12 protein-coding genes are annotated in these 15,080 nt (G+C 48.8%); 2 read left to right on the forward strand and 10 right to left on the reverse strand.

Translation table 11 applies throughout. The features are described from left to right. Positions 1 to 2: 2 nt before the first annotated feature. The 5 genes from BUB81_RS17870 to BUB81_RS17890 form a co-directional block, all read right to left on the reverse strand. Positions 3 to 1,550 carry a tryptophan halogenase family protein gene (locus tag BUB81_RS17870; RefSeq protein WP_073324707.1) on the reverse strand — a complete coding sequence of 516 codons (1,548 nt, stop codon included), beginning with the start codon at positions 1,548 to 1,550 and terminating at the stop codon, positions 3 to 5. A 3-nt stretch (positions 1,551 to 1,553) separates the two neighbouring features. Beyond that, on the reverse strand, positions 1,554 to 3,047 hold the full coding sequence (locus tag BUB81_RS17875; protein ID WP_073324708.1) for a tryptophan halogenase family protein: 1,494 nt from the start codon (positions 3,045 to 3,047) through the stop codon (positions 1,554 to 1,556). Positions 3,048 to 3,059: 12 nt separating this feature from the next. Then, entirely contained in the window at positions 3,060 to 4,085 is a 1,026-nt protein-coding gene (locus tag BUB81_RS17880; protein ID WP_073324709.1) for a cupin-like domain-containing protein, read from the reverse strand. A gap of 14 nt (positions 4,086 to 4,099) precedes the next feature. Then, entirely contained in the window at positions 4,100 to 4,828 is a 729-nt protein-coding gene (locus tag BUB81_RS17885; protein ID WP_073324710.1) for a SapC family protein, read from the reverse strand. Between the two features lie 231 nt (positions 4,829 to 5,059). After that, on the reverse strand, positions 5,060 to 8,122 hold the full coding sequence (locus BUB81_RS17890; RefSeq protein ID WP_073324711.1) for a TonB-dependent receptor: 3,063 nt from the start codon (positions 8,120 to 8,122) through the stop codon (positions 5,060 to 5,062). 765 nt (positions 8,123 to 8,887) lie between these two features. Between BUB81_RS17890 and BUB81_RS17895 the strand changes: the two genes are divergently transcribed. Then, complete coding sequence (locus BUB81_RS17895) at positions 8,888 to 10,006, forward strand: ROK family transcriptional regulator (RefSeq protein ID WP_073324712.1); 1,119 nt, start codon at positions 8,888 to 8,890, stop codon at positions 10,004 to 10,006. Between the two features lie 150 nt (positions 10,007 to 10,156). Here BUB81_RS17895 and BUB81_RS17900 read toward each other — a convergent pair whose 3' ends face one another. After that, positions 10,157 to 11,509, reverse strand: coding sequence for a GntP family permease (locus tag BUB81_RS17900; protein WP_342742644.1), 1,353 nt, complete (start codon positions 11,507 to 11,509; stop codon positions 10,157 to 10,159). A gap of 122 nt (positions 11,510 to 11,631) precedes the next feature. Here BUB81_RS17900 and BUB81_RS17905 point away from each other — a divergent pair, with 122 nt between their 5' ends. Continuing rightward, positions 11,632 to 12,168, forward strand: coding sequence for a gluconokinase (locus BUB81_RS17905; RefSeq protein ID WP_073324713.1), 537 nt, complete (start codon positions 11,632 to 11,634; stop codon positions 12,166 to 12,168). Here BUB81_RS17905 and BUB81_RS17910 read toward each other — a convergent pair. From BUB81_RS17910 to BUB81_RS17925, 4 genes are read right to left on the reverse strand one after another with little or no spacing between them, the layout of a single operon-like run. Continuing rightward, positions 12,138 to 13,136: a substrate-binding domain-containing protein gene (locus tag BUB81_RS17910; RefSeq protein WP_073324714.1), complete on the reverse strand. Its 999-nt coding sequence runs from the start codon at positions 13,134 to 13,136 to the stop codon at positions 12,138 to 12,140. The two genes, BUB81_RS17905 and BUB81_RS17910, sit on opposite strands and share 31 nt — an antisense overlap. A 48-nt stretch (positions 13,137 to 13,184) precedes the next feature. Next, positions 13,185 to 13,709, reverse strand: a complete 525-nt coding sequence (locus tag BUB81_RS17915) for a macro domain-containing protein (protein ID WP_073324715.1) — start codon at positions 13,707 to 13,709, stop codon at positions 13,185 to 13,187. 10 nt (positions 13,710 to 13,719) lie between these two features. Further along, a complete protein-coding gene (locus BUB81_RS17920; protein WP_073324716.1) occupies positions 13,720 to 14,283 on the reverse strand; it encodes a pyridoxamine 5'-phosphate oxidase family protein in 564 nt (187 codons plus the stop codon). Beyond that, the gene (locus tag BUB81_RS17925; protein ID WP_073324717.1) at positions 14,280 to 15,071 is read right to left on the reverse strand and encodes a TatD family hydrolase; all 792 of its coding nucleotides are present in this window, start codon (positions 15,069 to 15,071) and stop codon (positions 14,280 to 14,282) included. Before BUB81_RS17925 ends, BUB81_RS17920 begins: the two co-directional genes overlap by 4 nt. Positions 15,072 to 15,080: the final 9 nt, after the last annotated feature.

Below are 15,080 nucleotides of genomic sequence, written 5' to 3' on the forward strand. Positions count from 1 at the left end.
AGTTACTTTCTCAATTTTTGCAGATATTCCCGATTGGTCAATAGCTGTGCGTTAACCCGATTGACCTGCTGCTGAACTTCGCGACGAAATCGCTCAATCAGAGGCTGTTGAAGCGCCAGCCGTCCGCACGACTGCCATTGTTCCGCACGAAATCCCATACCAAACAACACGTATTGTTTACTGGCAGAAGAAAACAGTTCTTGCCGGTTGCTGGATTCGTAGAGTCCAGGTGGCTGGCTTTGCCACAGCTGCAACGCCTCGCTCAACGAATCAGTCCAGCTTTCATGTTGCTGATGAGCCCGCCAGTAGGCGGAGTCGGAACGATCCGACAGCACGTAATGCAACTTAATGAAGTCGATGATCTCCTGCCAGCGCTCATTGGTAAGTTGATTAAATCGCTTCGCCAGTACCGGCATTGCCGATGGCGAACGGGGTAATTGCTCTGCAACCCACTCGGCTGACTTTTCTATGAGCACCAAAGCCGTAGCCTCTAATGGCTCTACGAAACCGGCGGAGACACCAATCGCCACACAATTGTGATGCCAGAAGTATTTTCGGTGGCCGGGGTCAAATTTGATTATCCGGGTAGTGAGGTCGTCTTGCTGCAAATTAGGGTCATTAGCAATGTAGTTACGCAACGTTTGCTCGGCGTCTTCAACGGCACAGAATTCGCTAGCGAAGACATGCCCGATTCCACGACGATGTTGTAAAGCGATATCCCAAATCCAGCCACTCGTCTGCGCTGTTGCAACCGTAGCGGATGCAATTGGGGTTTGCGGCTCTGCATGATTAACCTGCGCAGCAATCGCGGTATCATTGAATAAGACACCTCGCTGAGAGACAAACGGGATCTGATAGTGCTTGCCCATCAGTACTGCTGCAAAGCCACTGCAGTCAATAAACAAATCCCCTTCTACCGTGTTGCCGTCTTCCAGTTGCAAAGCCTTAATTGCTCCGCTGTCGTGGCTGACAATGTGAGCAACATGTCCTTGACGATAGGTTACGCCCAGTTTTTCCGTGCAGTGTGCTTGTAACAATGCCACGAATTTTCCGGCGTTCAGGTGATACCCGTAGTTGTAGGTAAAAGCGTACTCGGGGAGTTGGGGCAGTTTCGGTGACAGTTGGCGTTCACAGGCATGCCCCTGAGCGCTAACCCAGGATTCAAAATCCTGCGGATAACCGGCTTCAATCCAGGCGTCGGCCAGACTCAATAGGCCGTAGCCCGCTGGTGCCGTGAACGGATGATAATAATGCTGCGCGGGATCTTGTCGCCAGCCTGCAAATTTTGAAGCCTGTTTGAAGCTAGCGTCGCAGCAGCTTAAAAACGCCCGCTCAGACAAGCCAATTTGCTTCAACGTGTCACGCATGGTGGGCCAGGTGCCCTCACCCACCCCCAGATTTTTCACGTCGGGCGACTCAAGCAATACCAGTTCCGTGTTACTGTTTTCACCTAACAGCGGGTGCCTGGCGGCAATAATTCCCGCCGTTAGCCAGCCTGCGGTGCCTCCACCAACAATAACGACTCGGGTCTTCTTACTTGCGGTATTCATGAGTTATGCGCTTTTATCGGCCGGACAGTATTGTTTTATAAAGGCATCATGTTCGGGAAGCTGCGCCAGAGCATTGTTTACCGACTGTTTGAACGCCGTTAACTGCTGCGTCAACGATGCGGTGGGTAACATTCGGCTGGCACCGTGATGGCGTTTTGGCATCAGGCCCTGGCCCATCATTACCTGCACCCAGGAGTCAACCCGGAACAGCGCCACATCGTCAGGCCACACATAACCATGTTCGGCAAACATCGCCATGCGATGTTGCAGCGACTCAGGAATCTCCATGTTTCGGTAGAAATCCCAGAACGCACTGTCATCGCGTTGTGTCAGATGGTAATGCAGCACAATAAAGTCGCGGATCGTTTCCATTTCTTTTTGGGTTTCGCGGTTATAGCGCTCTGCCAGAAGACCGCACTCCCCCTCAAACGGAAACAACTTCATCAATCGAATCAATGCCGTCGTCACCAGATGTATACTGGTTGATTCTAACGGCTCAAGGAATCCACTGCTCAAACCGATTGCTACGCAGTTCTTTGCCCATGCCTGCTGACGCATACCGGTTTTAAATTTCAGGTACCGCGGTTCAGTGACCGCTTCACCAGTCACGTTTGACATTAATGTGGCTAATGCAGTCTCGTCATCAGAGAAACGACTGCTGTACACAATACCGTTTCCTACTCGGGACTGCAGCGGAATTCGCCACTGCCAACCCGCATTGTGCGCAGTTGCAATGGTGTAAGGTCTGGGCGGCTCAACGGCGGTGGTTTGTACGGCAATAGCGCGGTCTGCAGCAAGCAGGTGGCTCCAGTCGTCGTAGCCTACCCCAAGCGCTTCACCGATCAACAAAGCCCGGAAGCCTGTGCAGTCAATAAATACATCGCCTTCAATACGCGCGTCGTTGTCCAGAACCAATTCGCGTAAGTTCCCGCTGTCCGGGTGTTTATTCACCGTTGTAATCTTGCCTTCAATTCGCGTTACGCCAGCTTGTTCAGCCTTGTTGCGCAAGTAGGCTGCGTAGGCTGTTGCATCCAGGTGATAAGCAAAATTGAGCGGCCGATTGCCGACTTTCAGGGCAAACTTATTCTGTTTTGCCGCTTTTAATTCCAGGCAGTAGTCCTCAAGGGTATCCTGCTGCCCATTGGCCACCGCTTCCATCCAAAATTCATGAAATTCCGCCATCCAGGATCGCTGGCCAATTTCACCAAAGGAATGCACATAGCTGTCGCCCTGATTGCCCCAGTTGTCAAACTGGATCCCAAGCTTAAACGTGGCCTGCGTTGCCGCCATAAACTCGCGTTCATCGAGTCCCATTAAACGGTGGAAGTTGCACATAGTTGGGATGGTGGCTTCGCCCACTCCCACTGTGCCAATTTGATCGGACTCCACCAGGGTAATGTCTAACAACGCACCCAAACGGGTAACCAGGCTAAACGCGCTTAACCAGCCGGCAGTGCCGCCGCCGGCAATTACTACGCGGGTTTTATTTTGTGTCATTTACACGCCCGTTTAACGGTTTAAATTATTCAGTAGCATGGCACGCATTCTGCGCGCCGATATATCGGTCATGGGCGCCAGTGGCCCGTGACATTCTGGCGGAAGATGGTCTGTCACCTTAGTAGGATCACCAAAGACATAATAGTCAAACAAGGCTCGCCATGCTGCTTTTTCACTCTCTGGTTTGTCCCGTAAACTCAACATGCCGTGCAACAAGGTGTCCATGGGGTTACCGAGAAACGGTTTTGCTGCCATCCACCAAAAATTCACCATGACATTAAATCTGTCCCGGGCTTCAACCTCATGCCACCACATGCTCGGATAGTACAAGCCATCACCCGGCTCCAAATCAGCGATATACGCATTGTCCAGTGCAGTTTTAAGTTTCGGATACGCATCGAAATCCGGGTTCGCCAGATTGGCAACGGTAACCACCTGTCCACCGGGCGTCGGGCTCAGAGGGCCGGGATACAAATTCTCGGCCTGCTCGGGTGGAAATAACGTAAATCGACGTTTACCCAATACACAACACGCGATGTTTTTCGGCTGATCAAAATGGGCGGCGGCCACAGACTCTGTGCCAATCCAAATCTTCGGCACGGGTTGGTTGTTTTCAAACTCAGTATGCGTAAATTGCAGGGTGTTCTGCGCAGACAGCGCTGGCAGGCCTTGATCAAACCGCAGTGAATTAATGTACAAATAATCGTGCTCATCCTGGCTGAGCTGATCGCGAATTTGTGAAAGCACGTCGGCAAGACGCGCTTTTTCGGTGACATAATTGAATCCTGTGCAGGTATCGTTATAACCAAACCGGCCCGCAATGTCTGGCCCCCCCTTGTATACCAACAAGGGATTTCCGCTGTCACCCTTCGCTAAGCTATCGAGCACATCAGTTGCCGATGACAGCCCCTGTTGCACCAACGGCCAGCTTTTTACCAGACCTTTCAGAATAACAGGCTTGTTCAGCGCAAATAAATCGTCGAACGGAATATTGTCAGGCGTGATGCCCTCAAGAACCAATACAGATTGTGTTGCCATGACACTTACCCTGTTTAAATCATTGCGTTCCTGGCATTTTTTAAGGCGATAAGTTGTTGAAAATTGCCCATCGATGCCATTAATAAGAAAAGTGGCCCCAGCATACCGTACTGATTTAATCGCGCCAGTTGCTCAGGGGCTAACGCAGCCAGTTTCTGTTGATTTATGGTGTAGTAGTTATTCAGTTTTACCTGTTCCACATTACTTAATTTAATTTCTACCGAAACAGGCTCAAGCAAATCCATCTCAGTGACCAGGGCAAACAAGGTCTGATTATATTGTGCACCGGTTTCCACTGTCTGCAGCGCTTTTTTCACGTATTGCAGATAACCAGACTCACCGCCCATTGGTAAAAAGATATCTTCACCAGACGCTTCGTTTACCCGGGCATCGTCCAGATCAATACAAATCATCGGGTTCGGTTTTCCCCCCTCTTCACTGACCTTTGGATAGCCAATACTAAACGGGCCTCTTGCCAGCAGCGACGGCACAAAGCGAGTTGTCCAGCCGTTGTCGTCGAGAAACAGGTTTTCGTCTTTTTCCAGACCCAGTATGGCATGTAACTGAAGTGCCTCAGTGGCTTCATCACGGTAAATGAGAACAGGAAACTCTTTTTGAAGATCGGCAATTTCTGAAGCATAGACCTGCGTGCGATTCACATTCAGTGAAGGATTACTGGCAGGATTGACATCGACCTTTAGCGCACCGTGGTCAATGTTGTTTAACACTGTAATATTTGACATAACATACTTCGCATTATTGCTAAGAAAAGTATCAATAAACCCAACTTGACTATGGCAGAACCATTCACCGAGATACGGCAAATGTGCTAATTGTTCAAAGGCTTATTCAGACTGTCCCTAAAAATGAACCGCCAGTGTGCATCCTACCTCTACCAACTAATGCAGGTAAACCAGAATCTGGCGGTAATGAAGTGGCTGCCTGACCCAACCAATCAGGCAGCCTTTGACAGATTAGAAGTTGTAACGTGCGCTCAACACGAAACGTCTGTCCAGTTCTTGTACAAAGAACGTGTTGTTGTAGCTACGGCCATATTGACGCTGACCTTCTTCAGTCAGGTTAATGATGTCCATGCTCACAGTCAGATCTTCACTGAAGTCGTAGCTCACGTTGATATCGATCTGCTCGTACTCGTCAACAAATAACGGGTTACGTACTGATGATACAGAACGGTTAACTTCTGACAGGAATGCATCACGCCAGTTGTAAGCAACACGCGCTGACAGACCATCTTTCTCGTAGATAAATACGATGTTGGCACTGTCTGACAGACCTTCCAGAGCGAACTGATCAAGCGATGGATCTGCACCGACATCGTAACCGATATCACCGTCTACGATGGTGAAGTTAGCCTGATAACCAAAGCCACTCTCACCGAAGAAGTGCTGCCAGGCTAGCTCGTAACCAGAGATACGTGCGCTTTGGTTGTTCACTGGCTGAGTAACTTCAAACTGCAGTAACGGGTCACCCGCTTCTGGCGCTACATCATAAGCAGCGAATACTTCGTCTGCGAATAACTGACCTTCTTCAAAGTCGTCAGCCCCGTTTGGATAAGCATCCGGATTTGCAAGTAAGGCAGTCATGGTGAAGAAGTTACGTTCTGTCACTTCAATACCGCGGTCTTCCAATGCAGCAATCGCGTCACCCGACGTTGTACCAGCGGCACCAGACGTCGCATCCAGCAAGCCGAACAGGCTTTGTGAAACCTGCTGAGTACCTACAAAATTCTCTACGTCTTTGCGGTAGTAACCGACTGACACCATGCTGGCGTCATCGTAGTAATACTCAAGTGACAAGTCGAAGTTGTTAGACAGCAGCGGATCCAGTTTCGCGTTACCACGGCTACCCGATGCAACACCACCCAGGTATGTCGGACGACCTGGCGCACCAATGCTGGTCGCAGTGTACATCTGATTGTAGGCTGGTCGTGCCAGTGTCATGCTGTATGACGCACGTGCTTTCAAATCGTCAGTGATGTTTAACGATACATCAAGGTTTGGCAGGAAGCTCTCATACGTGTGATCTTCAGACAAGGCTTCAGTATTGGTACCTAACTGAATGCGGAAATCGTTATCGGATGTCCACAAAATTTGCTCAGGCACAGACTGCAGTGAAATTGACGTTACATCAGTACGCTCATAACGCGCACCAACTACCAGGTTAGCTTCAAAGCCACCGATTTCGCCATCCATTGTAGCCATTGCGTACAATGACAAAATGTCTTCTTTCACAGTGTTATTAGCTGAACTAACTGCTGGCAAATCACCCGGCGTGAAACCATACTCTGGTGCTACGGCATTCAGTAAATCAACTGCATTTCCGCGGAATGAAACACTACCGAGAGGGATTGTTGTTGCGCCTGCAGGTACCGCAATTGAATCAGCACCGGCAACACCATTCATGTTGTGATCCTGGAATGCACAAGCGGTACAGGTTACGTCAAGCAGGCCTTCCGGAATATTACCCACATCGGCAACACCCCAACCACCAAGCTGTGCTTCAGTTTCATAACGAACCTGTTCCATTTCGGTAGACATATAACCTAAACCGAAATCAAGCTTAACGTCAGCGCCTTTGTCCCAGCTACCGTCGAAGCGGAACTGGTTAACTTTAGAGGTTTGGTCAGACGAAATAGCACGAGTTACCTGTGGGCCTACGTCTGGCAAATCAAAGATGCCGTTGTTGTTACCTTTAATAGAATCGTCAACAACAATGCTGGCTTGTGGTAATGATTGTGAGAAATCAACTGTTTGCCAACCTGCTGTCGCACCCGCCACGTTGAAACGGATAACGTTTTTACCGTACGGACCGTTACCGCCACTGCTTGCTTCTGCGACTGACGCATCAAAACGCAGGTTCAGTGAGTCATTCGCCCACCAGTCAACGTTGAAGCCAAATGACTTAAGTTCGTCTTTCGCACCCATTACCAGGTTTTGGAAGAAGAAGTCTTTACCACCATCGATGTCTTCAGTGAAGCGAATAGGTGTCGCAACAACCGGGTTACCGTCAAATTCCATATCAGTGAACTGACGCGCAAACCAAATACCATCAACAATAGAGGTTGAAGAAATAGTGTTGCTGGCATAAGTCGCATCAGCCGTAATGGTCATATTGTCGTTAGGTGCATACTGCACCGTTAACATACCGTTGATACGCTCACGATTGTCTTCGTTCAAACCTATACCCAGGTTTGAAGGCATCGCAACCAGCTGACCTTCTGCTGGTGCGTTGGTTACATTCGCGCCGTCAACCAGACCGAATGTACCCGGAGAATTTGAATCCCAATTGTACAGCTGGTAGTTTTCCACACTCATGTGGCGGCTACCAGAGTCACGTTCCTGGAATGAACCAAACAGCGCAACACCGAAGTTGCCGTCATCATTTACCCAGTTAGCTACGCCGCTTAACTCTGGTGTTACGCCATCACCGCTTTCGTCTTTCATGGCTTTTACGCCAATAGAAGCGCGGTCATTACCCTGAGCCAGTGGCTTCAGCGTATTAATGTTGATGGTTGCACCAATACCACCTGATGGTACTGCAGCACGACCCGTTTTATACACCTCAATGCCGCTCACACCTTCAGACGCCAGGTTAGAGAAGTCAAATGAACGCGTAGTACCTGATGCGCCCTGATCAAGCGGGTTACCTGTAATTGAGGCAACGTTTGCCGCCGGCATCTGACGTCCGTTCAGGGTGATCAGGTTAAAGTTACCGCCAAAACCACGAACAGTTACTTCTGAACCTTCACCGTTTACACGGTTAATTGACACACCGGTAATACGCTGAAGTGACTCGGCCAGGTTGGTGTCTGGGAACTTACCCATGTCCTCAGCAGAAATTGCATCTACCACACCCGTTGATTGTCTTTTGACATTCATCGACTGAGATAAACTGCCTCGTACACCCCTTACTTCAATCTTTTCTACTGTGCCCGCTTCCTGTGCATAGGCGCCTGAAGCGACCATGACACAAAGTGCCCCGGATACAGCTGTTGCTAGTTTGTTCTTATGAAACATAGTTTGGTTTCCAATTGAGATTAACACTTTTGTTTATGTGTGCGTTTGTGCCTGCTTTTTGTCATCGATGTCATTAAGTGACCCAACCACTCAACCGATAACACTAAGTCGTAGGAAGTCCTACACGCAGTACGCAGTGCTAACATCCAATACGGTTTCTCTCATCCGCATTGAACTGCCACAAATTACCAACTTTGTTAATAATCTGTAACAGTGCAACTTATAGCTTACAATCTGATAACAATGCAAGCATTTTGTAAAGAAACCTAACAAATAAATAAAATACCTGTCATTCATCGTGTTTTTGATCAACTCGGTGCGTTAATTGCTACGGACTTTTTAAACAGAAAAGTAGATTGATATAGAAAAATTGATTCGCTTATCACTATTTTAGACAACGTTATCAAAACGGAACCGGACAAAAATCAAGCTAAACAATAAGTAAAAAACCGGTTTCAAGCCGAAATTTAGCGGTTTTATAGCCACTATTTCGTATTTCATATTGCTATTCAGGAACAGCGCCAAAAATAATGCGTCAAACTTACTACATCGTTGTCATAATGAATTTGATAACGTATTACACAGATTAAAAAACTGGCGAGAGAGAAAAAAGCAGGTATATTAACAAATAGAGTTGTGAACAAATAAGAAAACAATTGTAAACATAACGTATTGTTCACTGTACAATAAATACCTTACCCTACAGGCAAGTACATTATGTAGGCCAATGCCAGAAAATGACTTTGCCAGAGCAATGACACTACAATGCAAAATAATAAAGACAACGGATCGCAAAAATCAGAAAAGCGCGCACATTTAGCGCTAATGCCAGACAGGCATTTCTTTCACACCATTAAACAGCATGGCCCAATGAGCCGTGCATCCATTGCAAAATTAACCGGCATTTCAAGACCGACGATATCTGAGTCTGCACAACGTCTGGTAAAGCTTGGACTGGTAAACGAAACAAAGCGAAAAACACAAAATAAACAAGGCCGGGCCGGTATTATTTATGAAATCAACGCGTCAAAAGGCATTATTCTGGCTTTGGCGATTGACGTAAAACAAATACAGCTCAGGCTGACCAATCTGGCGCTGGGTGTAATTCGCGACCAGAGCTTTACCATTGACCCAGGCTGGGACAAGCAGGACTTTATTAAAGCGATAATTCAAATCGTTGAACTGTCGCTTAACGATCAGCAAGCGCCTTTACTGGCAATTGGTGTATCGGTAGCCACACCGGTAAATACTACAACCGGTGAAATTATCGCACTGCCCTTTTCCCAATTCACGGTGATCCACGAGATTAACTTCAAACACCTTCTCCATAGTCATTTTCAGTGCCCTGTCACCATAGATAATAACGTGAACTGGGCAACGCTGGCAGAAAAGGCCAACGGCATTGCCAGACACGAATCCGACTTTGTGTTCATTTACTTTGGTGAAGGTATTGGTGGCGGTGTGTATTTCGACAATCACCTGATTCGTGGCGCAGCGGGTATGGCCGGTGAATTGGGTCATATCATGATTGAAGAAGGCGTTAACCTGCAGGATTATGTGCACAAACACAAATTACAGGAAGCGCTCGAAGCCGGCGATGACCTGACCACACACCCTGCCCTCATCATTATTTCCCGCATCATTGCTTCCATGGCAACAATAATGAACCCAAATATGTTTGTATTAGGTGGCCCGCTCACCAAATACCCTACGTTTATACCAGCCATTATTGCGCTAACGCGGCCGCAACTGTTTACCCCAACGCTTATTGTTGCCAGTGAAGCGCCTAATTTCGCACCGCTCAATGGTGTTGAGGCCGGAACCTACGACCTGGCGCTGGCAGAATTCGGGCTACCAGCTCCAGACGACCTAGCGATTAAGTGATTCGAATACCGGCCATTTGCGTTTTCGGTTTAGCTGACAGTCAGTTTCCGGTAGCTCCTACTTTGAAAGAAAAGCGCGACCTGCCTCTCGCTTAAAAGGGGGCGACAATGCGCCCCAATCAGAATTACCGCCGAACTACCTTCAGTACCACTAGAACAACCAACTCAATAATGCAGCCAGCATAAAGGCTATGCTACCTAGCAATGTTTCCATCACAGTCCAGGTTTTCAGAGTGGTTTTTTCGTCCATTTCAAGCAGTCTTGATACCAGCCAAAACCCGGAGTCGTTAACGTGAGACAACACGGTTGCACCACCGGCTATGGCAATAACAATGCAACATAAGTCCATGGCCGACAGGCCAGTTTGCGCAGACACAACCGGTGCCAGTAAAGCCGCAGTGGTGGTTAAGGCTACCGTTGCTGAACCTTGTGCCACCCGAATACAAGAAGACAACACAAATGCCGCAACGATAATGGGGAGCCCGGTATCGGCCAGCAGTTCAGCAAGGGCATTACCAATCCCAGATGCCCGAAGCACGCCGCCGAACATACCGCCAGCACCAGTAATTAAAATCACTGCGCACAATGGACCGAGCGCATCGTTACACAAAGACTCCAGTTGCGTACGCGTAAACTGCACGCGTAACAACCACAACGTTAGCAATAAGGTAATTAACAGCGCGACAGGCGTCTTACCCAATACCCGAATAGCCGACAGCGCGTCATTGGGCGTTAATACGCCTGACGTTAGCAAAGTATTGGCCACGGTATCCAGTGAAATCAGTAGAAAAGGCGTCAGCAGAATAGCCAGCACCCGGCTAAAGGAAGGGGTTGTTTTGGTGGTGTTCGCCATTGACTGAGAGGTAAACCACGCCGGGACAGGCAGTCTAAATGTTGTACCCGCATATAAACCATACAAATAGCCGCCCAGGTACCAGGTAGGGATCGCAACGAGCACGCCAACCAGCAGCAATAAACCCATATTTACGCCGAGCAAATCAGCAGCGGCCACAGGCCCTGGGTGCGGCGGTACAAACGCATGCATTACCGCAAACGCCCCGGCAGCGGGTAACACCAACGACAGCGTCGATATGGCTAGCTTTCGCGCGACAGTCAGCAATATCGGCATCATCACAATTAAACCGGCGTCAAAGAAAATCGGGAAGCCAAACAGCAAAGACGCAACGCCCAATGCTAACGGCGCCCGTTGTTCACCGAATAAATCAACCAGACGTTTTGCCAGGACTTCAGCTCCACCACTGGCATCCAGTAATTTACCGATCATGCCACCCAACCCGACAAGCAATGCCACCGCAGCCAGTGTCCCGCCAAACCCGGATAGCATGACAGGCACTATGTCGGCTGTATTTACACCGCTGAATACGGCTGTTATCAAACTCACCAATATTAATGCAATAAATGCATGCATGCGCACAACAATCACCAGAAACATCAATGTTAGTATCATTGCCAGCCCGGTAAACAGTAACATCCCCTGCTCCACGTAATTCTCCTCACCTACTTAAACTATTGCGCAAATTGTGATTTACATTCTGTGTAGCATGGCTACAATGTTACGCATAACATTAAGATAAACATTTTTTTAACAACAAACAAGTGGCAGGTATGACTTTATCCAATCAATCCGGGCTAAACCGCTGTATTGTCGTAATGGGCGTCAGTGGAAGTGGGAAAAGCAGTGTTGCAGAGCAGCTCGCCGAGCGGTGCAACGCGGTTTTCATAGATGGAGATGATCTACATCCTGCTCACAATATCGAAAAAATGGCCAAAGGCGAACCACTCACCGACGAAGACAGAGCCCCCTGGCTTCATGAAATATGCGCGCAGAGCAATAAATATCTGGCTTCGGGTGAAAATGTCGTTGTCGTATGTTCTGCATTGAAGTACAGCTATCGCCATGTCTTCCGTCAACACATTGCGAATCTGACTTTTGTATTTTTGCAGGGCGACTACACACTCATCGAAAAGCGAATGACCGCGCGTCAGGGCCACTTTATGAAGGCCGGTATGTTAAAAAGTCAGTTTGAAACCCTCGAACCTCCCGGCGAAATGGAAAACGATGTCATTTCTATCGACATTTCAGCCCCGTTACATGAGGTAGTGCAGCAGGCTTACCAACTGTTGCCGTTAATAAGCGAGTAGCCTAAATCATACGTAGAGGTTGCACTGCGCTTGCCGTTTACTGCATCAATAAGCAGCTGTGCGCTTTTATTACCCATTTCTTCGCGCGGTGTCACAACACTGGTGAGTTTGGGTTTCATCGCCTGGCCAATATCCAACGCATTAAAACCGACGACGGCCATATCCGCCGGAATACGGATGCCCTTCTCCATACAATATTGCATTGCACCAATAGCAAGATCGTCATTGGTGCAAAACACCCCATCTACACGACTGTAATTATCCAGAGCCTGCCTCATTAACGCCTGCCCTTGCGTAAAACTGGAATGAAATGGCGTTGCAACACTGGATGGTGTCAGCCCGGCTTCCCACATAGCCTGTTCGTAGCCCTGCTGCCTCAGACGTGTTCTATTGTCGAGCCGTGCGGCGAGGTAGATAACATGGCGACAGCCCCGCTTGAGCATTTCGCTAACCGTCTCGTAGGATGCCTGGCGGTGATCCATTCCAACCGCCATATCCAGTGGCACGTCCGGGATTTCCATCGCTTCCACCACAGGAATACCAGACTGTTTAATCATATTGATGGTTTTAGGGGTGTGCGTAGTTTCACACAAAATCAGACCATCAACGCGATAAGACAACAACATGGCTACCTTGCGTTCTTCAACACGCGGGTCATACCCCGTGTGCGCAAGCAAGATATCAAAACCCGCTGGTTGAGTGATGGATTCAACCCCTTCAACCAAAGAAGAGAAAACCTGATTGGATAACGAGGGGATCACAACGCCGATAGTTTTGCTTATGGCTTTTGACATCAATGCCGGTGCCCTGTTTTGTACAAAGCCCTGCGTTTCAACGATATTCGCAATCCGCTCTCTGGTGGCTTTAGCAACGCGCTCAGGCTCTCGAAAATAACGCGAGACCGTCATTTTCGTAATACCAAGTTCGTCTGCAATATCTTGAAGTGTCAGTGTTTTCTTTTTATTCATAGCGCCTCCGCAACAACCAGTATGTTACAAGTAACATTTTAAGTAAAGCTATTGCTGGGCGTGTTGTTGGCGTGATAGAGCCTGCTCAAAAGCAAGCATCACATCCCTGTCGGTAAGATAAAACGTAATTGAAAGCGATGCCGCGTAAACTGATGCCACACTGATTGCGATATCAGCGGCTTGTTTATGGGGATACCCGTAAACACCACAGGAAATTGCCGGTACCGCAATGGTGGTACATCCCAGTTTCAGCGCGAGTTTAAAGCTATTGGTATAAGCACGGGCAAGTGTTTCAGCGGGTTCAGGATCGCGGGCATAAATAGGGCCCACTGTGTGAATAACGTAACGGGCAGAGAGTTTACCGGCTTCGGTATACCTGGCTTCACCGAACGAGCAACGGATGCCATCGACATCAGGAATTTGCTTGCAAGCTGCCAGCAAAGCCGGTCCTGCAGCCCGATGTATAGCACCGTCAACGCCCCCGCCTCCCAATAACTGCGGGTTCGCCGCATTTATTATGGCGTCCACGTTGGCAAGGGTGATGTCGCCGGCAAACAAGGATACAGACATCATCGAGCTCCGGTTAAGGAATAATGGTTTCGAGTTGCCATTGTTCACCGTCAAGGCGGTAACGTTCCCGGGTTTGCGGATTGCCCTTCAAACTCAGGTAATCGACATTGGAAATATCCAGTCTCACCACCCCAAACTGCGATGGTGGCTTGTCTGTAGCAGTCTGTTCCGCGACCAACGCTTGTTCTGGATTTGCCCGCAATTCACCGGGCTTGCCCCACAAAAACTGCGCCTTGGCGGGCTCAGATAATCGCTCCCAGTGCTGTTTACACAAGGCCTCATCACTTTCCATGGTCAACAGCGCACAACTCACCGTAAAGCGATACTGCTCTCGGGTTTTCGCGATGTACCAACACACCGCTGCATGAGGATTGTGTTGAAGGTCTTGCCACTTTTGACTGCGGGTATCGGTGATCAACCACAAGGCATCCCGATTTTCATCCAGTCCTCTGCAAACCACGGTGCGATTGTGTAAACTGCCATCGGGTGACTGCGTGGCCAGCTGAAAATAGCGACTTTCCGGCGTGCTGCGAGTTTGATACAGACTCTTTACCAGACGCTGCCGCCAGACACTCATGCGCTTGCTACTTTCTCAGTTGAAGTTGCCAACGAAAACAGGCGGTAAAAATTCGCCGTCGTTGCTTCGGCCAGGGCTTTTGTCGAAATACCCCGTAAGTTAGCAATAAATTCAGCAACCTCAACCACGTAACCGGGCTGATTCGGCTTACCGCGATACGGAACTGGTGCCAACCACGGAGAGTCGGTTTCGATGAGCATCCGCTCAAGGGGAATCGCTTTGGCCACTTCCTGTAATTCAGCGGCAGATTTAAAGGTCACAATGCCCGACAAGGATATGTAAAACCCAAGCTCGATGGCAGCTTCTGCCATTGCAAGATCTTCTGTAAAGCAGTGCAATACGCCCTGCGTGCCGGGTGCAAGGTGTGCTTTTAATAGTTCAATGGTTTCCTGACGCGCGTCACGGGTATGAATGATCAGTGGTTTACCCGTTTCATTGGCCACTCGGATGTGATCAATAAACGACTGTACCTGTACCTCCCGGGTATCTGCACTGTAGTAATAATCGAGGCCGGTTTCACCAATCGCGACGACCTTGTCATCGCTGGCTGCGGCAAGCAACGCTTCGTAACTGCAGGCTTCATCCTGATGTAACGGGTGCACACCACACGACACAGAGACATCATCAAACTCAGCGACCGTTTCTACCATCATTGGGTAATCATTGACAGAGACAGACACACACAAAAAGTGTTCTACACCGCGACGGCGGGCAAAATCCAGCGTTTCGCGCAATGCTTCAGGTGATTTGTCTAAACGATCTAAATGACAATGTGAGTCAACAAACAAAATTGGCCT

This window comes from Marisediminitalea aggregata (assembly GCF_900129565.1).
Taxonomy (GTDB): domain Bacteria; phylum Pseudomonadota; class Gammaproteobacteria; order Enterobacterales; family Alteromonadaceae; genus Alteromonas; species Alteromonas aggregata.

Bases quoted from the DNA above. Each gene is read 5' to 3' on its own strand.
- BUB81_RS17915 (WP_073324715.1), bottom strand. From the start codon at position 13,709: ATGATGTCTGTATCCTTGTTTGCCGGCGACATCACCCTTGCCAACGTG.
- BUB81_RS17875 (WP_073324708.1), bottom strand. From the start codon at position 3,047: ATGACACAAAATAAAACCCGCGTAGTAATTGCCGGCGGCGGCACTGCC.
- BUB81_RS17885 (WP_073324710.1), bottom strand. From the start codon at position 4,828: ATGTCAAATATTACAGTGTTAAACAACATTGACCACGGTGCGCTAAAG.
- BUB81_RS17890 (WP_073324711.1), bottom strand. From the start codon at position 8,122: ATGTTTCATAAGAACAAACTAGCAACAGCTGTATCCGGGGCACTTTGT.
- BUB81_RS17880 (WP_073324709.1), bottom strand. From the start codon at position 4,085: ATGGCAACACAATCTGTATTGGTTCTTGAGGGCATCACGCCTGACAAT.
- BUB81_RS17905 (WP_073324713.1), top strand. From the start codon at position 11,632: ATGACTTTATCCAATCAATCCGGGCTAAACCGCTGTATTGTCGTAATG.
- BUB81_RS17920 (WP_073324716.1), bottom strand. From the start codon at position 14,283: ATGAGTGTCTGGCGGCAGCGTCTGGTAAAGAGTCTGTATCAAACTCGC.
- BUB81_RS17895 (WP_073324712.1), top strand. From the start codon at position 8,888: ATGCAAAATAATAAAGACAACGGATCGCAAAAATCAGAAAAGCGCGCA.
- BUB81_RS17910 (WP_073324714.1), bottom strand. From the start codon at position 13,136: ATGAATAAAAAGAAAACACTGACACTTCAAGATATTGCAGACGAACTT.
- BUB81_RS17870 (WP_073324707.1), bottom strand. From the start codon at position 1,550: ATGAATACCGCAAGTAAGAAGACCCGAGTCGTTATTGTTGGTGGAGGC.